Here is a 17619-nt window from a genome sequence, read left to right as displayed (position 1 = left end):
TGGAATATCGACAAGAGAAGAATTTTGGCTCAAAGCTTCCAGTCTACATCAGAGCTCAGGCCGATACACTGGGCCAATCTTCCTCTTTGCAATCATAATATTGTCAAAATACACATAACCAGATACGTCATTAGTATGCTGCCAGTTTCCACCTATAGACATCCTTCTAAGCTCACCTAACTCAAATCCCGAGGCTTCAACAATAGGTTTTACCGACTGCCCTAGTTTGCTCTGAATGCCGGCATATAATTGATATCTTGCGTCTTTAGCTCCTTCTTCAGACTCCCTGACAAACACCTCTTCAAAATACATCCATTGATCTCTAACTATATGAAACTCTATATCTCCAGTTAAAGATCTAGCATAGTTCTCATCGTTTGGCATATTTAGTTCTAGAGTTCCTCCTCTCTGAACAGATATTTTTAGCTTTGAGTTTCTTACAGCGCCGCCACTTCTTTGCCACGCAGAATAAGCTAGCTTAAATGTTGTATTTGGTAATTCAGTTTCGCTCGGTATATACAAATAGAACCTTCTAGAAATTACTTCCCCATACCCCACATCCGCAGAAGAAACACTATCTAAATAATTTATTGCCTTGTTACAATCAGATTTCCTACTTACATCTCCACCAATTTCGCCATTGACACCACAAACTTTAGGCAAATGAACGACATCTCCAACAGCTACTTTGGACTCCTGTCCGTTTATAGCTGCGTCAATAGCACCAGTAACGTCTATACAAACTTCACCAGAAACAAAGTTCTTATCATAGTTTTCAACTGCCCACCGGCTAAATGCATTCGATTTGTTGAACACGTATTTTTCGTATGGTCCTTCTTTGGCGTTGAAACACGCTTGGCCGCCTGAAACGCTATGCACCTCTGCATCATCTCCACCGCAAGTATTGCAGAAATCATTTCTTCCAGAAAAATTCATCCTTAACGCTGCTCTATTAGACATAAACTTTTCGCCCTCAACGATATTATAAATGTCATCAGAGCCATACATCATCCCGCTCGTAGCGCCCTTGGCAACATCCCAGCTCCAAACGGGCTTTGGGTCTCCCGAAATATCTTTAGCACTAAACTCCGCCTTAAATAGCAAATCTTCTTGCGCTACCGAAAAAATAGGTAGTAAAAGAAATGCGATGATTATCTTCAGCTTGATCACCATAAATTTTAACCACACTCTAAATAATAGCTAAAAAACATATTCATGCTTATTGGAGGTTATTCCAAAAAGACCACATCGTATAAATCGTCGACCCCGTCACCTTAGCACATTGTGGGCTATAAATAAGCGCCAAGAATTAAAATTAAGAAGCTGTTCTCTAACGGGAAGCGTCTATAAGAACAATTAATTATATGGGTAGTGCAATCAAATAAACCAACTTTGAGCCCAGGCTGGCAACCAACCCCATCTACTGGAGAGAGCAATATTTACTTCAGTCAAGGCGTTCAAATCATCATAAAATTTCGGGAAAAGCTTTATTTGTGAGTCTAATCTTTCGTTGGCATACTTATACAAGTTGATATCCGCTTTATTATAGGCTCGTATAACATTCAAATCTTCTTGTGAAATGTTTTCATTACTACCGCGTAATTTTGAGATATTTTGTTTAAAGTAATAAGGCCTTTTTGACCAATGCATCAACTTTGATAGCAGCAACACAGATTCGTCAAACCTTTCCGTCACACCAACCCATGAAAAGTGTTTATCGATGTTCTCCTTAGCCTGATAAAATAAAACATCATCTTCTTTCATATAAGGTACTCTATCGACTGCACCCGTTAAAAATCGGCACTGGCCGCTGTTCATGCCAATAACTACGCCACTCTCTACAAAGTCTCTCAAAGTCATCCCACCTTGATGAACTTTTTTGTGATTCGGGTTGTGTGAATTTTTCTTGATGTAGTAATACTGTGATATTACTCTCTCAACCGGGTCTCTTAGAAAGGTTATATAAGAAAACGGGGAGTTCAATAACTCATGCAGGCCAAAAGGCATATGACCCTTTAAAAGCTTGATTTTAGATTTCTTCGAATTATTCATGTTTTTCAAAGCTAAAACGTCCCGAGATTCTAGCTTACTAGCGAACACGTTGTGTATACTCTTTGCTGGGTACCGTTTGTTCAGCATAGTGTGGAAAGTACTTCCACCTGTTTTTGGGATATGCAGAAATATAAGGTTATCCATATTAATAATACCTTCTATGTCAATATAGCAGTATTGTAAATCTCTTCGACGCCTTCGGTGCAGAAACTATGTAGATACAAAACTCCTTGAGAGTGCAAATTTATTGTATTAGACCACCAAAACTTTTTCTATTAAAGGCCTTTTTGATGAAAATTTTATGTGTTTGCGCGAAGTTTCCAACAACCATTCAAACGTGGTTAATTAACTATATAAAAGCCGTAGAGAACGACGTAGAAAACTTGGATATTTTGTCTTTAGAAAAAGGAGAAGCAGAATATAATGAACGGATCGACTCTCTTAACATACAAAGAGTTTATACTGCCGCCGACTCTTACGTATGCGGATACGTTAAGAGCATATATTTTTTGCTCGCCCTATCCTTTAAAAAAAGGTTGTGGTTTTTTTTAAAAAATTTGTGGGCATGCAGCTTAACTCCACGAATGTTCGTCAAAGGGCTTGTTTTGATAAAACATCTTAGAATAGAAGCACCAGATGTAATTCATTGCCACTCCGAAAAAGCGGCGGTTTTCTGCCTTCCTCTGCTACTCTCCTTCCGAGCGCCTATCGTCCTAACTTTCCACGGACTGCCGCCCTTTGGCATAAAGGATATTAAAAGTCAAGAGAGAGACCTTCTTCTCTCATACGTAAGTTTGGTTTTAGTTAATACTTCTTTCGCTGAAAAGCAAATACGATCACTTTCAGCAGTAAAATTTAAAACTAAAATCGTCCCTCAAGGAATTTGCATTAACGAATTCCCTTTTAAACCCAACAGAAAACCTAAGCCGAGCACAAGCCTAAACCTACTGACTATCGGAAGAGTCGATAAATTTAAAGGTCATGAGTTCGTTTTACGGGCCATCCCACGCTTATTGAGTAAGGGATATCAAATATCTTACCGAATAATTGGACTAGGGCTGTATAAAGACCATCTAGAAGATATAGTGTCTACGCTCAACCTGCAGGAAAACGTGTTCTTTTTGGGCCAGTTAACCGGCGATAATCTTTTAAATGAATTGTATTCCGCAGATCTATTCATACTCCCTAGCATTCACAAAAATGGGCAATGGGCGGAAACACAAGGTATCGTTATTCAGGAGGCTCAGGCCTGCGGAACATTAGTTTCCGCTTCAATATCCGGAGGAATTCCTGAGTGTATAGAACACAACAAAACTGGTTTCCTTTTTACTTCAGAAGACTGGGAGTCAATAGAAGCTACTATCGAAGCAGTTGCCAACGGCTCTGACAAACTACGAAAATTAAAGCAACGCGCCCGAAGGGACGTGGAAGAGAATTATACTATCGATAAAATGCGCGACAACTTACTTATAGCCTATAATCAAATCTCGAAAAATTGAGCAATTTCCGAAAACCTTCTTAACGATGAATGTCGATGGCCATATAACCGCTTACACCCCTAGTCGCAACTAAGCCAAAACCTATCTAGCTCTTTCAAAATACGCTCCCAAGAGTACATGCCTTCAACGAAAATTTTGGAGTTAGTTTGCAGTTTTTTTATGAGATTGTTATCGCTATATATTTTCGCTATAGCGGAAACCATGTCTTCTTCCGAGTCTGCAACCACCAAATCCTTAAAGGACTCCCCCCCTATTCCACTATTACCTAACGATGTTGTCACTACCGGCTTGGAGGCATACATCGCCTCAAGTAATTTGTTTTGCTGGCCGCTCCCAATTGTCATAGGGAAAACAAAAACATCAACACCATTTATGTGCGGCCAAATCGAACTGACACTCCCAGTCACTTCTACATCATTGTCTTCGGCAAGCTTTCGGATATTTTCTACCGGCCTCCTTCCTATTATTTTTAGTTTTAAATTGAATCCCCTTTCCCTTAAAATCAAAAAAATATGATACAAATCTAACGCCGCTCGAATATTCGAATCATATTGCATGTTCCCCAAAAAACCTAATGTAAACTTATCATTTACGATAGACTCATCTTTATAGTCTTCAAAATATAGGCCATTAGGTATCAGTTTTATGCTCGCCTTAGATCCAGCAATACTCTGCATTTGATCTCTATCCACCGGAGAGACATATGAAGCACCTTCGGCAACACGAAGACATTTTGATTCCCAACTCGCCAATGCCTTTGTGTCAATATTTTCAAGAATGGATTTCCCACTCCTGCGTTTATAATGCAGGTAACTCGAATCTATCCCGTCAATAAAGTACTTTTTTGAGTTTACAGAACGCTTTGTGATGTCGAAGTACTGTGTTGTTACACAGACGGTAGAATCAAACTCTATTCCCTCACATCGCTTACTAATAAAGTCCTTTATTCTTTCATTGTCGTAGCATCTAAACGAATAAGGCTTTCGGCCAGGAACGAGTGATGCAATTCTATTTTTCATCTTTGAAACGATGTTCGGGTTCACTTTTTCCCTAACATAGACTGAAACATCACTTACATGCTTCTTAAGCTCTTTTATATAAATTTCATCAAACGCCTTGTTGCAGATACATACAACATGTACATCGTTCGTCCTCCCAAGATGTTCAATAATCGGAAAGTATCTAATAGAGACGCCGTTTCTTCTCGCAGGGTAAGGAAACGTCGGAATAATAATTAGAATCTTTTTCCTATACATTTTTACTAGCTCTATTTTTAAACCAATGAATAATGAATGTTCTTGCAGACCAGAATATCTTCATTAGCTCTGGATTTTTATATATGTAACCACAAATACAAACACCTAAGATTAGACTCATTATAGACTTAACAATAAGAGCGTAAAAAATTCCACTTCCTAAATTTGATACAACGCTTTCGGCATATAGCAATACTAGCGAAATACTTAACAGAAAGACGTAACCTCTTATCTTTATACCTAAATCACAAACCCTTTTAGCTATAATAAAGGAGCAGAAGAATACAAATGTGTTGGTCAGGAATAGAGCCGTAGCCGCCCCCACAAATCCACTTATTGGTATCAATAAAAAGAAGAACAATGTCATCACAACTGCCGAAGCATATCTGATATATGTTATAATTATGGTTTTCTCCGTTACCATAAAACTAAAGAAGAAGAATAACGCCATTTCTCCCATCATTACTGAATAAAGAGCCATAGGGACAGCGTTTGCCGCCTCATGAAACTCTTTGGAAGACATTAGCTGTATTAAAGGTTCGCTGAAAGTGGCTATACAAAATCCTGCCAGGACCATAACGCAAGCTAACGCATCAAACACTACGGGGTAGACATCTCTTCCGTTGTTTTTTGTTCGATAAAGCTTAAATTTCTCTGTTTGCCACCACTGGGAGAAGGGGTTCCAGATTAATACACCGAGTATCGCACCGAACTTCGTGGCGAGCTCAAGTAGACCAACTTGGCCCAAGTCAGACAAAATGCGGAGGTAGTACCTACTTGAAGATCCTATATATAGTCCCGCGATACCTGCCAACCATAGAGGCCAACAAAACACGACAAATTTCTTACACAGATTGCGCTTAAACCCAAAACCATTGTATGCCACCATGTACACCAGCAACGCAATTCCAAATATACTGGAGGCTATTACTGTAGATATCACCACCCCCATGGCACCAAGTTCTAACACCACTACAAAGTAGATGTTTAATGATAGCTGAACAACTAGCTTTCCAATCGAGTTTGCTATGAAGAGGAATGGCCTCTCTTGCAACCTTATAAAGCAAATGCCGTATGATTCTATTGCGACCGTAAAAAGCAGGAGGCCATATAATTCAACATGGCTTTCGTATCTATCTGTCCCGAAAATAACACTGGATATATCGCTACCAAAAACCGCCACCACCAAAGCGGAAACTGTGCTAATAGCTAAAGTCAAGAAAAGCGCGGTTGTTATTATTCTTTTTTTCTCAACTTGATCATCTGTGTCATAGTAATATTTGGGCACAGCTTGAGTAAGCCTAGCGCCAAGCAGTAACTCGAACAAGCCCAACATCACTATTAATAAGCCAACCACGCCGTAGTCTTCTGGTGTCAAATAGGATGTATAAACCGGCAACATTATGAAGCCAGCCAACTGTCTTATAATTGACCCTGCCGAGTAGATAGCTATATGCTTAGCGGCTTGCTTTTTACCAGTTCTAGGCGGAGCCATGGCGGTTCACCTTTGGGACCGTTCGATGAAATATGTCGAGCAGTTTATGATGGGTCTGTGTCAGGGAGAAGCGGGTCTCGACGGTTTTGCGGGCTTCTTCCCCCATCCGCTTCCGGGCATCGTCGTTGTTTAAAAGGCCTGCCAAAGCTTCCGCCGCCGCCTCAACGTCGCCTTCCCTATAAATGACGCCGGTTTTGCCATCTTCGGTGGCACCGCATACGGAGGGGTTATCGGGAACAACCACCGGCAGCCCGCAGAGCATGTATTCGAGAATGGACAAAGAGTAGCCCACCTCTCCTCTTGAGGGATGGAGTGCCAGGGCCGCTTGAGGCAACAAGGCCGTTACGCCGGAGACTCTTCCGGGAAAGCTTACATCGTTCTCTAGCCCCATCTTCCGCGCAGTTTGCAGGAGCATGTCTCGGTCTGGACCATCGCCAAGATAAAGGTAGTGCCAACCCACAGCCGACTGCGACCGCTTCATGTGAGCCAACGCCTCAAGCGCGAACACCGCGCCCTTGTAGCGGTTCGCTCTGGCCGCTGTGACGATGATTTTCCTGTCACTGGGGATGCCGAAACGCTCATGGGTGTTTTGGAGCTCCGGCAGCTCCAGGGGGATACCGTTATCCGCCGCAAAGCATTTATGCTCGGGAACACAGCCAACCCGAACGAAGCGTTCCCGGATGTACTCTGTCGCACCAATGCATGCATCGGCGGTATAGGCGGGAATGCGGTTCATCAGCTTCTTGAGCAATCGCTTTATGCCTTGGGGGCGGGTTCTCAGGCCCGGCGTATGATCGTGAACCAGTATACGACGCACGCCGGCCAGCCGATAGAGGAGGTAAAACCAATGCCGGGGGGCCCTGTCGGAGAGGTACATCACCTTAACTCGATGCCGACGTAGAAAGCGGAGCTGCGTCCTCAGTAACCCCGGGCTGAAGCGGGAGAAGTCCACAACCATTGGGGAAATGGGCGCCTTTTCAATAACGTCAGGCAGCTTGCTGATACTGGGGTACGCCAGGATGCTGGTCATCTGCCCCTGGTAGTCCTCGGCCAGAGCTGCCCAATAGCTCTCCATCAACCACCAGGCGTAGCCCACGTCAGAGTCCCAGTTGGCGACCAGTAGCAGGCCAGGCTTGTCGAAAGGGTTTTTAGCCACGGGCCGCCACCAGTTTGCCATTAATCACCTCCTGTCGATTGAGGCTATCGAAGCCATAGCCGAAGCTCTCGACATCTTCCCTATACAGGTCACCGACTTTCTGGATCGTCTCCGGGCTGTATACCTCGCGGTAATCTCCCCGCTTGGAAGCGTTGGTATGAGCCAGGGTAGCCGAGGGGTTTACTCGCTGAGCGATGACCGCAAAGTCCTCAGCAATGTGCTCGAAGTAGCCAAGATAATCAATCAGCAACTGGCCCCGGCTGTCCTTTAGGAAGTAGCTCTGCGGGCGCAGGTGAAGGTGGCTGCTCAGCCGCTCTGGCGTCAACCACTCCAGCACAAACTGATCGAAGCTTTGAATGTGGGACCAATGGGTCTGGGCCCACGCCTTGTCCTTTTCGTCCCAACCGCCGTTTTTCAGGTACTGGTAGGCGGAATAGAGACGGTCCCACGGGTTGCGCACGAAGGTAAACTTGAAGAACCGCTCGAAGTCCTTCCGGCCGAAAATAACGCGGTAGTGCCACGCCGTGTAATGGTAGGGGAGTTCGCCAAACAGGCTGAGCGCCACCGAGGTACCTGCGGACTTGGTGATGTGGACAAAAATAGCCTCGCGCTCGGCGAAACCTCTCAGGGAGAAGTTGCCCTTCGGGTGCTCGTTGACGCGGGTTTTGAGGTGTTCAAACTGCCTTGGATGCCGCAGCTTGTAGAGCCAGTACCGACTTTCATTTGAGAGCGTGCGCCTGTATAGTTTTCGCAGCGTGGACATCACACTCGACTCCCTTCCAAAGGTGGGTATACTAACGAAAATTCAACGCCAACTCTACTCTCAATCAAGGATGCCACCCGCTCATGTTTATCTCTGACCCTTTGGTCTTTGTTGAGCTTCACAAGACCGCCGGTTCACACATCGGACGCTGCTTGAGAACCATTCTGGATGGTCGCCAGGAGGGCAAACACAATGCGGTTCCCCCCGAGCTGTACGATCGCTTTATCCTGGGGTCCATCCGCAATCCCTGGGACTGGTACGTCTCCCTCTGGGGCTTTGGCTGCGACGGTAATGGCAGCGCCTACCACCAGGCGACCCGTCGCTTTGGCTGGTCCTATTACTGGCGCCAGCTCAACAAGGAGATGGGCAAGACCTGGCTTACCCCCTCGGAGTACCTGACACAGATAGTATCAGATGCACGCAAGCCCGTTAACGCCTGGCGAGAGGCGTATAGCGACAGTAGCGACCCAGCCTGTTTCAGGGCCTGGCTCAAGCTCATCATGGACCCGGCCCGTCGCTACGACATAGGAGAGGGCTACGGGTTCAGTCCGCTATCTCATCACAGCGGGGTTTTGACCTACCGCTTTTTCAAATTATTTACGCGGCTTCGGGAGGAGCTCTACCGGTCACCTGCCCTAACGCGAGCCGACCACCTCGAATCGGCCTGGGAAGAAAATGCCATCACCAACGCCATTGTCCGAAACGAGGCCCTGGAAGACGAGCTGATTGAGGCGCTGGAGCTGGCGGATATCCCACTGACGGAGGAGCACAAACGGTTTATCCAACAGGGTAAAACCCAGAAAACCAATACCTCCACACGCAAAGCTGCCGACCATTATTACGACGACGAAACGATTGCCCTGGTCAATCAGCGCGAGTCATTTATCATTCAACACTTTGGGTATCAGCCGCCGAGTCCGGCCTAGCCACACCTACGGAGACACAGTTTATGAAGGGCACGCGGTTTCGCTCGGTTTTGAGAGAGAGTTTGGGTAGCATTTGGAGGGAGTGCCGAATTGCACTCACTCCCGTTCCGAAACCCGAGAAGTGGGTTTTTATTGTGGGCTGCTATAACTCGGGCACGACGCTACTGTCTGAGCTCATGTCTCGGCATCCGGACATATCCGGCATTCCCACCGAAGGGCACTTTATTACTGACCAGTTTGTAAAGGACTTCGACATTGGTTTGCCCAGAATGTGGGTCGATCGCGAGGATATGTTCCGCTTGACCGAGAACGATGATGGACCCGACGTACTTAGGTTGAAAAAAGAATGGGGGATGCGGCTGGACCTCTCCAAGAAGGTGCTGCTCGAAAAGTCACCCCCCAATGCCGCCCGCACGAGGTGGTTTCAAAAGCATTTTGAAAACGCCCACTTTATTGGCTTGGTGCGCAACGGTTACGCCGTGGCAGAAGGCATCAGCCGAAAGGGTGACCCCAAGCACATTAAGGATGGATGGCCGATTGACCGGTCAGCCCGGCAATGGGCTCGAAGCAACGAGGTGCTTCAGGACGACGCCAAGCACCTGAAGCACTTCACCTGGGTGAAGTATGAGGATCTGGCGGCTGATCCGAAAGCGACCTTGAACCGACTCGCCGAGTTTTTGGGGCTGCCGCCCTTCCCCGAAGCGGCTTATTCTGACTCCTTTAAAATTCACGAGCGTAACGATTCGGTGAGAGATCTGAACAAGGTCAGTATTGACCGGCTGAGTCCCGAACAGGTTCGCACCGTTAACCAAGTGGCGGGCGACTGCCTGCGCCACCATGGTTACGACATACTGGAACCCAAGGATTAAGGACGCGCCTTACCCGCGCCCCAAAATTCGCCTAAGCGCCATTTTCACCCGGTTCTCACGCACCGGAAGCGGTCCGGGCCAAGCCATGAAGGAGCGAACCAGGAAGCCGAAAGCCTTTAGTTTTTTCTGCTTCCAGTTCAGGTTAAAGAGGTGGAAGTATGTCCAACCGTCCGCTTTGCGACGAATAGCTCGCTCCGGAATACGACGGTTGATTTCAAGGCGGCATCTTTGGATCGTGTCAGTGTTTACCCCTCGCCGCTGAGTGCCATGAATGCGTACTGTGGATAACACCTCTTGCAGCATCGGGACGCGATATTTGCGGGTCAGCCGAATCCACAGCTCGCGGTCCTGGTTGCGCGTGAGCTCCACGTCGAAACCGCCCAGCTCCTTGAACACGGCGGTACGAATCAAGCAACCTGAACTTGCCCCCGGCAACTTGGGTTTGACACACGCGCTCTCGTAGGTCAGCTCCTCTTCCGGATAGGATGGTTCCCAATAGGGGTTCCCGTCTTTATCCATATGATCACAGGCGCTTCCCACCATGGCCACATCTGCGCTGGCTGCCTCCATAAAGGCAACCTGCTTAGCCAGCTTCTCGGGGTACCAGCGGTCGTCGTCATCCAGAAATGCCAAGTACTTGCCACGAGCGTGCGAGGCACCGTGGTTTTTGGCCGTCGGGCAATTGGTTCCTTCTGTTCTGAACAGGCGAATACGATCACCAAATCGTTCCCGTAGGTACTCTGAGGTTCCGTCTTCCGAGCCGTCGTCCACCACGATGACTTCAAAGTTGGTATACGACTGATTAAAGACCGACTCCAACGCTTCAGTCACCCAGTCTTTTCGGTTGTTGGTGGGAATCACCACTGAAACGACGGGAGTCTCCTCGTCGAGCTGTGCCGTCATGCTTTGGTTTCCTTGAAGAGTCTCTTATGAATGAGTGCGTTCAGTCCAAAAGGCGTTGGTATAACGCCAGCGTTGCCTGAGCATTCTGACGCGCCGTATAACGCTTTTCAAGCGCCACGCACAGCCTGTCAAGGCGAGGAACCACGGCCGCGGTCGCGTTAGCATAGCCCTCGGCGCTATGGTCATCGACCAACAGGTTCGGTTGGCTGGCCAGCATTTCCGTTAAGCCTCCCACATTGTGAGCCACCACTGCGGTCCCCAGAGCCAGTGACTCCAGTGCCACCATCGGGGTTCCCTCGTGGTCCGAGCACATAACCAACACGTCGAGCCCGACCAGGCAACTGGGAATATCGCTGCGATGACCGTGAAACGTTACCCGTTCACTGATGCCGAGGGCCTGAGCTTTTGCCTCCAGTTCGGCTCGCCGCTTGCCGTCGCCAATGACATGGAACCAGAAATCAGTTTCTTTGGCTTTGTTGAGGATTAAAGGAATCGCTTCCAGAAACAGGTCTACCCGCTTTACCGGCTCGAGCCGGCCGATAATACCGACATGAATGAAACCTGGCTCAAACGGTGAAGGTCCGGCCTGCTCGGCCAGCCGGGACTCATCAATGCCGTTGTGAATGACCGTGATATGGCGCCGCGGGTAGATACTTTCGAGCTGCTTTGCCAGGTCATCGGATACCGCGATTACGGTCGACTGCCAATGGCGACCGATCCACTGGTCAAGCTTTACCCTGAGCTTGCGAAGCCCTTTAGATTCGAACTCGGGCGCCCCATGGCTGGTTCGAACACTCCTTTTATACCCTGCGAGCCGCCCCGCCAGGGTTCCGAGGATGTTTTCCTTCTGGCGGTGAGTGTGAATGATGTCAGGACGAAAGGCACGAATGGTCTGATAAAGACGCCACACCAACTGAACGCCGTTGAACTGGTTCTCATTGAAAACGTCTACATCTATGCCCAATGCCCGGCACTCCTCGTGAAGGCGTCCGGCATTCATCAATATGACTTTCAGATGACAGCGCGAGTGGATCTGGCTCAGCAGCGTGTAGGCCTGCACTTCCGCGCCAGCCCAGAGATCCCCAGAAATGACGTGGAGCACTCTCAAATTCTTATCGGCGGGTGCCATTGGTTGCCTCGTTTACGTCCCTAGCAGCGTCAGTTAATATACCACATTGTGACTTGGCGCTTGCCGCCCATCAAGGAGACGCAATCATGCTGGAGTTCTGGTTCTGGCTGTTGGCTTTTGGAGCCGTTTTTAGCTACTTCATTTACCCGCTACTGCTCAGTCTGGCCAATGTATTTTTTGGCAAAAAACTCGACATTGATGGCGATGAGCCCAGCCATAAACTGACGGTCATTGTGACGGCTTATAACGAAGAGAGCCGTATCCGGGAGAAGATCCTCAATACGCTCGCCCTCAAGTACCCCGCCGACAAGCTAGAGCTGGTGGTCGCTTCAGACTGCTCTGAAGACGGCACGGACCGCATTGTGCAAGAATACGCCGACCAAGGCGTGAAGCTTGTACGGGCCACGGAGCGACTGGGCAAAGAGAACGCACAACGCGAGGCGATTGAATCTGCCAGTGGCGACATCCTGGTCTTCTCCGATGTCGCGACGGAAATCCCCGATGATGCGTTGATGAAGCTTGAGCGTTACTTTCAGGATGATGACGTTGGAGCGGTATCCAGTGAGGATCGTTTCGTCAGCCAGGATGGTAAGGTCGCCGGCGAAGGCGCCTATGTGAAGTACGAAATGTGGCTGCGCCGACTTGAATCCCGCCTTTACGGCCTGGTTGGCTTAAGCGGTTCGTTCTTTGCCGCACGCAAGAGCATTTGTAAAGATTGGGACATCCACTCTCCCAGTGACTTCAACACTGCGCTTAACACCGCAAAGGCCGGCAAGCGGGCGGTTACCGCTTCCGATGTGCTGGGTTACTACAAAGACCTGAAGGACGCCCAAAAGGAGTATCAGCGCAAGGTCCGCACAGTTTTGCGCGGCATGGTGGGCCTGTCGCGCCATACCGAAGTGCTGAATCCGTTTACCCTCGGTGGTTTCGCGTTCCAGACGTTTTCTCACAAGATTATGCGTTGGTTGGTGCCCTGGTTCTTACTTGGCACTTTTTTGACAAGTGCAGCGCTTTCAACCGAAGGTGCCATTTATGCCTTGGCCCTTTGGGTCCAACTGGGGTTCTATGGCATCGCGATCGCCGCCCACTTCTTGCCAAACCTGAGAAGCACCTCCCTGATCAAGATCATTTACTTCTTTGTTCAGGTGAACGTCGCGATTTTTGAGTCGTCCATCAAGTTTCTCTCCGGCCAAAGGATGACCAAGTGGACCCCGTCCGCTCGCTGATCCGGGGCGTTCTGCCTCCGACGGGCAACCGCATTGCGCTCTCAGTGGAGGGCGGGCCGGCCCTGGAACGGCGTGCAGCCCAGTCGCTGTTTCCCGGTAAAGTGCTGAGTTGGGTGGATTCCGGTACGTCAGCGCTGGCGTTGGCGCTGCTGGATATCAGGCACCGTCGGCAGGCGGTGCCTGCCCCCGAGGTAATCATTCCGGCCTATTGTTGTCCCGATCTGGTGTCGGCGGCTTTTTACGCCGGGTTTACGCCGGTCATTTGTGATCTGGCGCAGAACAGCTGTCACTACGATCAAAAAGCACTAAAAAATGCACTCTCCAACAACACACTAGCGATCATAGCCGTCAATTTTTTGGGGCTCCCCGAATCCATCGATTCCATTCGCCGGATTGTCAACCCGAAGCTCACGGCCATCATTGAAGACAACGCGCAATGGTTCCCCAACAGACCTGGCGCGCAACGTACCACTTCAGACTACCAGACGTTTTCTTTTGGACGCGGCAAACCCGTCAACCTCCTGGGGGGTGGACTGATGGTATCGAACACCTCCCCTCCGCTTGAGACCGCCCGGCGGGCCAGCTCTTTCACCAAACGCTGCCTTTACTATGGTAAATGTGCCGCTTACAACGCACTGCTTCGTCCCTCGCTCTATCAAGCGCTTGCCCGAAACCCCTTATTCAAACTGGGAGAAACCCGCTATCACGAACATTTAGCCATTCGGGCCTTGCCTGCGGGACAAAGCAAGCTCCTGACCGCCAACATTCAGACCTACTGGTCTCACGAGCGCGTGGCAGAGAAGCGTTATCGAACCCGCTTATCGACGATCAACGCCCTTTCGTCTTTGATTGACGCCAGCAATGAGCGCCTGCTTCGCTACCCTCTGTTGGTCGAGAGCCAGAAAACGCGGGATACGTTGATCCAGAAGCTGAATGAGGAAGGGCTGGGGTCGACCAAACTCTACGGCGACACCATTGATCGTGTAGACGGAGTGCTCACCGATCGCCTGCGAAAGGCGGGGGGGAAAACCAACGCGGCTTCCTTCGCCCAGCGTTTCTTGACGCTGCCGCTACATGAGGGAGTTAAACAACACCACATTGATCGGACTGTAGCGATCATTGAAAGTGTTGTCACGCCCACTGAGTAAGTCAGGCGTTATAGGCATTACGAACCAAGAGCTCGAGTGTGGTTTTGTAGGCGTCATGGCACCTTGAGCTTACCTCCACACGCTGGCTATCATTATTTTTTTCTTTGACAATTTTCCCGGAACCGATGTTATTGGAGCTGTCTCCAAAGCCACGTCGTCCGGTTTTTGAAAATGTCTCGTAGCGCTCACTGATTGGCGTATCCAACTCAAGGAAGCGGGATAACGCCAGGAGCGTGCGATCCGTGTCGACGATCAAGTCCTCAGATTTCAGGAAGAAGTACCTGCCTTTGAAAGTATCGGAAAGGCGAGCGAGTTCCTCCAGGCGCTCAACGTAGTAGCTTTCCGCATCCTGTTGATTGGCCCACTGGCTATCGGGCTTATCGGCGAAGATCTTAAGTATGCTCCTGACCGTGGGCCCAGGCTCCCGGATCATTACAACCAGTTTGTCTTCAGGGCCTACCAGGTTCGCGTTCAACGTGTGGTGGCTGTGCAAAAGTTTATCGAAAAGGTAGGTCGCCCCCGCCTTTGGGCAATGTGAACGATAATACTTCTTCTTTGTATGGTCCAGATCGCGTGGTTGCTGATAGCTTTCGTGAAGCTCGTAGTACCCTTCTATGCCAGGGTTGCTACCAAGAAGGTGGCCAAACAGGCTGGTGTTCGCTCGCATGTGGCTCAGCAGAAATATTCGGTCACGTTTCCTGAACCGGCCACTCCAGCGGCGGATTTTTCGCATAACTTTATGCAGCATACTGTGCCCATATTTCTAAGAGTTTAGTTCACGCTCAGCCTGTTGGATCAGCAATTTTTGAGCGCGTTCACAATCGGAGGAGCGGCAGCGAACTTGTAGGGTAATAATAGAGAAAGTGTTTTGTCTTCGCAGGGTTGCCGGAATCTGCAGTAACTTGGCTTCCACTCGGCTGGCTGTGAGGTGGCCACCGACACTGAACCACTGCAGTTGAGCCACCTGCTTGTTGCCCGCCTTTTCCGACAGGATTTGATAACTAACGGAATGACCGCCAATCGTCTGAACCTCGTCTGTGACTTTCAACCACACCTCGTGATTGAAGAGGCGCGGCAGGTAAGGAACCAACTTTTCGTCGAGATAGTTTCGGTGGTAAACATCTTTGCGGACAAAAACACTCTCCCTCAATCGCTCGATCTGTGTTTCACCCCCTTTGGGAGCAGCCACCGCCACCGGCATAACGGCTTGGGGAGTAGAAGGCGGCGCGCTTGAGTCTTGAGCGGCAACGGCTCCGAACGACCAGTTCAGGAAGAGCCCGAACAGGGGGCCAAGCGCCATGGCCCCGATAGCCGCAAAAGTGGGTGCCAAAGAGAGCGCTCCGGAGCTTTTCCCTGCCAGGGGCCTTGCGTTGTCGTAGCGGTGTACCGGTGCCAGGTAGATAGCAGGTAAACATATAGCCCCGAAAAGTACCCACCCGAAGAGCTCATGATCCGTCATCAAGCTACTTTCCATGCGCGTGTGATAACCGATGACGATCAAGACGAAAATGCGGATCCAGTTGGTAATCAGCCCCAGAGTTGCGGCAATCGCCATCGTTAAAAGCAGCTTCGGCTCCCGATAGCCATTCAGGTACCCGATCAGATAGGCCAAGGTCAAGGCAATGACGAAATAGCGCAACCCCGAACATCCATCGGCAATCAGGATATGGCCATAAGGAATATAAATGCTATTGCCCTGAATCAGCGCTGGCATTTCGAACAACCGAACGAGCTCCCCCACAACCAAGCTAGCGCCGTTAAGCAGCAAGCCATTGACACTGCCCCAGATAGGAATGGCAAAAATCGGGAATAAGAGCAGTATTCGATGATGGAAGACGGTTTTCCAGCCGTACAACAAGGCGTAAGTAAATATCAACGCTGGCAATAAAAGCAGCTGTTCAATAATTTGAATGTTGACGGCGTAGGCCAAGAACCAAAGCAGCGATGTGCCAAGAAGGGCGGTAGCGGCAAGGCTCGCTTCCAGAGCTGGCTTAAACCAGTGCTGCCGCTGCCACCGGCCAGTTTTCCACAGAAGGGCAAGAAAAAGGGCAATAACCGGGATGCCGTGGGCCAGCGCACCATCCCACTGAACCCAGCGCTGCCACAGGTCGGAAAAGGTTGTGCTGAAGAAGATAATCCACAGGCCAGCGATCAGCGTCGGAAAGTACCGCTGTGTTGTCATCATGCGTTTGTTGGGGGATGACTCGATATCCATTCGGGGACAGGCCACTAATGCGTTAATGAATCATTATTTTTGATGATACGTTATGCGCCCGCGGCTTACTAGCTCACGACGATGAAAACACCCCGCCAAAAAAAGGGCCGGCGAATGCCGGCCCTTTTTTCAAACACTGGAACTCAGCGTTTACTTGGCAGCTCTGCGACGTGCAGCGCCCAAGCCCAGCAGACCCAGACCCATCAGCAGAAGGGTACCCGGCTCTGGCAGCTTGCCTACGGTGACGTCGTCAATGCCCCAACCATCGTTGCTGGCACTGTTATCGAAGGTCAATGTACCACCGACGATAGACATGTCACTCTTAACCGTTACATAACCAACAGAACCGTTCGCTTGTGCGAATGGAATGGTCAACGCATCAGAGTAGGTGCCATCTGAGAAGTGCAGAGTCAGCTGAGCAGCAACGTCAGACGGGTCCGCTACATAGAAGCCGAACGCGTCGTAGTTGGTACCAACCACACCACCAGAGGTGAAGTCCCAAGTGACTTTCTTGGCATCGTTACTGTCCAACCAGAAGTCGCGTTCGCCGTCGGCGCCCAACACGTCACGAGAGAACTCGCCAGTGGCGTCACTTTCGATCTTCAGGTTATCGCCGTCGTCGGCAGCCAAGTCCGCATGGGTGAAAGTCTGACCGGCATCAACCAGCGTGAAGGTACCCACGTTGGTATTGAAAGTCGGGCTGGAATCTACCCAAGACAGTTGCTGGCCAGCTTGGCCACCACCTGCGTAGCTGGCAGCGCCAGTGCCCTGTACGCCGAGGTTGTTGAAGTCTTCAGTTACATAAGGCGTCTTCAGCAGAGACTGGAAGTTAGATTCGGCGCTCGCATCGTAGCTGATGCCGATGTTGATAGTGGCGGCGTTAACCGCGCCAGCGGCCAGCAGCATGCCACCCGCAAGCAATGATTTCGCAAAAGTTTTCATGATGTCCGTCCTTTGAGGAAACGATGATTCGTAAGTCTCG

The 17619-nt window shown here is 49.5% G+C and carries 16 protein-coding genes; 5 read left to right on the top strand and 11 right to left on the bottom strand.

Annotated features, from left to right (window positions below):
- Window positions 1-48: 48 nt before the first annotated feature.
- Together G547_RS0100515 and G547_RS19380 are read right to left on the bottom strand one after the other, a co-directional pair.
- Window positions 49-1173 carry a hypothetical protein gene (locus G547_RS0100515; protein ID WP_027328175.1) on the bottom strand — a complete coding sequence of 375 codons (1125 nt, stop codon included), beginning with the start codon at window positions 1171-1173 and terminating at the stop codon, window positions 49-51.
- 204 nt (window positions 1174-1377) lie between these two features.
- Entirely contained in the window at window positions 1378-2196 is an 819-nt protein-coding gene (locus G547_RS19380) for a sulfotransferase family 2 domain-containing protein (protein ID WP_051234508.1), read from the bottom strand.
- A gap of 146 nt (window positions 2197-2342) precedes the next feature.
- Between G547_RS19380 and G547_RS0100505 the strand changes: the two genes are divergently transcribed.
- Window positions 2343-3551, top strand: a complete 1209-nt coding sequence (locus G547_RS0100505; RefSeq protein ID WP_027328174.1) for a glycosyltransferase family 4 protein — start codon at window positions 2343-2345, stop codon at window positions 3549-3551.
- A gap of 59 nt (window positions 3552-3610) precedes the next feature.
- Here G547_RS0100505 and G547_RS0100500 read toward each other — a convergent pair whose 3' ends face one another.
- Genes G547_RS0100500 through G547_RS19375 form a run of 4 tightly spaced genes read right to left on the bottom strand, consistent with a single transcriptional unit; the run spans window position 3611 to window position 8221 of the window.
- Window positions 3611-4807 (bottom strand): glycosyltransferase, encoded by a 1197-nt coding sequence (locus tag G547_RS0100500; RefSeq protein WP_027328173.1) that lies wholly within the window; start codon window positions 4805-4807, stop codon window positions 3611-3613.
- Window positions 4800-6302 (bottom strand): lipopolysaccharide biosynthesis protein, encoded by a 1503-nt coding sequence (locus G547_RS0100495; protein ID WP_027328172.1) that lies wholly within the window; start codon window positions 6300-6302, stop codon window positions 4800-4802. Before G547_RS0100495 ends, G547_RS0100500 begins: the two co-directional genes overlap by 8 nt.
- A complete protein-coding gene (locus G547_RS0100490) occupies window positions 6289-7479 on the bottom strand; it encodes a glycosyltransferase family 4 protein (protein ID WP_027328171.1) in 1191 nt (396 codons plus the stop codon). Before G547_RS0100490 ends, G547_RS0100495 begins: the two co-directional genes overlap by 14 nt.
- Window positions 7451-8221 carry a sulfotransferase family 2 domain-containing protein gene (locus tag G547_RS19375; protein ID WP_051234507.1) on the bottom strand — a complete coding sequence of 257 codons (771 nt, stop codon included), beginning with the start codon at window positions 8219-8221 and terminating at the stop codon, window positions 7451-7453. The genes G547_RS0100490 and G547_RS19375 overlap by 29 nt, the downstream gene beginning before the upstream one ends.
- A gap of 83 nt (window positions 8222-8304) precedes the next feature.
- On the opposite strand from G547_RS19375, the gene G547_RS0100480 reads away from it, so the two are divergent.
- Both G547_RS0100480 and G547_RS0100475 read left to right on the top strand, forming a co-directional pair.
- Window positions 8305-9147, top strand: coding sequence for a hypothetical protein (locus tag G547_RS0100480; protein ID WP_027328170.1), 843 nt, complete (start codon window positions 8305-8307; stop codon window positions 9145-9147).
- Window positions 9148-9281: 134 nt separating this feature from the next.
- Window positions 9282-10016 carry a sulfotransferase family protein gene (locus G547_RS0100475; protein ID WP_169449412.1) on the top strand — a complete coding sequence of 245 codons (735 nt, stop codon included), beginning with the start codon at window positions 9282-9284 and terminating at the stop codon, window positions 10014-10016.
- A 9-nt stretch (window positions 10017-10025) separates the two neighbouring features.
- On the opposite strand, the gene G547_RS0100470 is transcribed toward G547_RS0100475, so the two are convergent.
- Entirely contained in the window at window positions 10026-10919 is an 894-nt protein-coding gene (locus G547_RS0100470; RefSeq protein WP_027328168.1) for a glycosyltransferase family 2 protein, read from the bottom strand.
- 40 nt (window positions 10920-10959) lie between these two features.
- Window positions 10960-12048: a glycosyltransferase gene (locus tag G547_RS0100465; protein ID WP_027328167.1), complete on the bottom strand. Its 1089-nt coding sequence runs from the start codon at window positions 12046-12048 to the stop codon at window positions 10960-10962.
- Between the two features lie 86 nt (window positions 12049-12134).
- On the opposite strand from G547_RS0100465, the gene G547_RS0100460 reads away from it, so the two are divergent.
- Together G547_RS0100460 and G547_RS0100455 are read left to right on the top strand one after the other, a co-directional pair.
- Window positions 12135-13274, top strand: coding sequence for a glycosyltransferase family 2 protein (locus G547_RS0100460; RefSeq protein WP_027328166.1), 1140 nt, complete (start codon window positions 12135-12137; stop codon window positions 13272-13274).
- Window positions 13253-14422 (top strand): DegT/DnrJ/EryC1/StrS family aminotransferase, encoded by a 1170-nt coding sequence (locus G547_RS0100455; protein ID WP_027328165.1) that lies wholly within the window; start codon window positions 13253-13255, stop codon window positions 14420-14422. The genes G547_RS0100460 and G547_RS0100455 overlap by 22 nt, the downstream gene beginning before the upstream one ends.
- 1 nt (window position 14423) lies before the next feature.
- Here the strand turns inward: G547_RS0100455 and G547_RS19370 are convergent, their stop codons facing one another.
- The 3 genes from G547_RS19370 to G547_RS0100440 form a co-directional block, all read right to left on the bottom strand.
- Complete coding sequence (locus G547_RS19370; RefSeq protein WP_157209733.1) at window positions 14424-15170, bottom strand: sulfotransferase family protein; 747 nt, start codon at window positions 15168-15170, stop codon at window positions 14424-14426.
- Between the two features lie 15 nt (window positions 15171-15185).
- Window positions 15186-16637 carry an exosortase/archaeosortase family protein gene (locus G547_RS0100445; protein WP_027328164.1) on the bottom strand — a complete coding sequence of 484 codons (1452 nt, stop codon included), beginning with the start codon at window positions 16635-16637 and terminating at the stop codon, window positions 15186-15188.
- A gap of 150 nt (window positions 16638-16787) precedes the next feature.
- Window positions 16788-17579, bottom strand: a complete 792-nt coding sequence (locus G547_RS0100440; protein ID WP_027328163.1) for a PEP-CTERM sorting domain-containing protein — start codon at window positions 17577-17579, stop codon at window positions 16788-16790.
- Window positions 17580-17619 lie beyond the last annotated feature (40 nt).

It is taken from the genome of Marinimicrobium agarilyticum DSM 16975 (assembly GCF_000423345.1).
GTDB classification, from domain to species: Bacteria; Pseudomonadota; Gammaproteobacteria; order Pseudomonadales; family Cellvibrionaceae; genus Marinimicrobium; species Marinimicrobium agarilyticum.
Note: the sequence above shows the minus strand (reverse complement) of the source record. Positions and strands in the feature narration are given on the sequence as shown.

Bases quoted from the DNA above. Each gene is read 5' to 3' on its own strand.
- G547_RS0100495 (WP_027328172.1), bottom strand. From the start codon at position 6,302: ATGGCTCCGCCTAGAACTGGTAAAAAGCAAGCCGCTAAGCATATAGCT.
- G547_RS19370 (WP_157209733.1), bottom strand. From the start codon at position 15,170: ATGCTGCATAAAGTTATGCGAAAAATCCGCCGCTGGAGTGGCCGGTTC.
- G547_RS19380 (WP_051234508.1), bottom strand. From the start codon at position 2,196: ATGGATAACCTTATATTTCTGCATATCCCAAAAACAGGTGGAAGTACT.
- G547_RS0100470 (WP_027328168.1), bottom strand. From the start codon at position 10,919: ATGACGGCACAGCTCGACGAGGAGACTCCCGTCGTTTCAGTGGTGATT.
- G547_RS0100480 (WP_027328170.1), top strand. From the start codon at position 8,305: ATGTTTATCTCTGACCCTTTGGTCTTTGTTGAGCTTCACAAGACCGCC.
- G547_RS0100445 (WP_027328164.1), bottom strand. From the start codon at position 16,637: ATGGATATCGAGTCATCCCCCAACAAACGCATGATGACAACACAGCGG.
- G547_RS0100490 (WP_027328171.1), bottom strand. From the start codon at position 7,479: ATGGCAAACTGGTGGCGGCCCGTGGCTAAAAACCCTTTCGACAAGCCT.
- G547_RS19375 (WP_051234507.1), bottom strand. From the start codon at position 8,221: ATGTCCACGCTGCGAAAACTATACAGGCGCACGCTCTCAAATGAAAGT.
- G547_RS0100440 (WP_027328163.1), bottom strand. From the start codon at position 17,579: ATGAAAACTTTTGCGAAATCATTGCTTGCGGGTGGCATGCTGCTGGCC.
- G547_RS0100500 (WP_027328173.1), bottom strand. From the start codon at position 4,807: ATGTATAGGAAAAAGATTCTAATTATTATTCCGACGTTTCCTTACCCT.
- G547_RS0100460 (WP_027328166.1), top strand. From the start codon at position 12,135: ATGCTGGAGTTCTGGTTCTGGCTGTTGGCTTTTGGAGCCGTTTTTAGC.
- G547_RS0100465 (WP_027328167.1), bottom strand. From the start codon at position 12,048: ATGGCACCCGCCGATAAGAATTTGAGAGTGCTCCACGTCATTTCTGGG.
- G547_RS0100505 (WP_027328174.1), top strand. From the start codon at position 2,343: ATGAAAATTTTATGTGTTTGCGCGAAGTTTCCAACAACCATTCAAACG.
- G547_RS0100515 (WP_027328175.1), bottom strand. From the start codon at position 1,173: ATGGTGATCAAGCTGAAGATAATCATCGCATTTCTTTTACTACCTATT.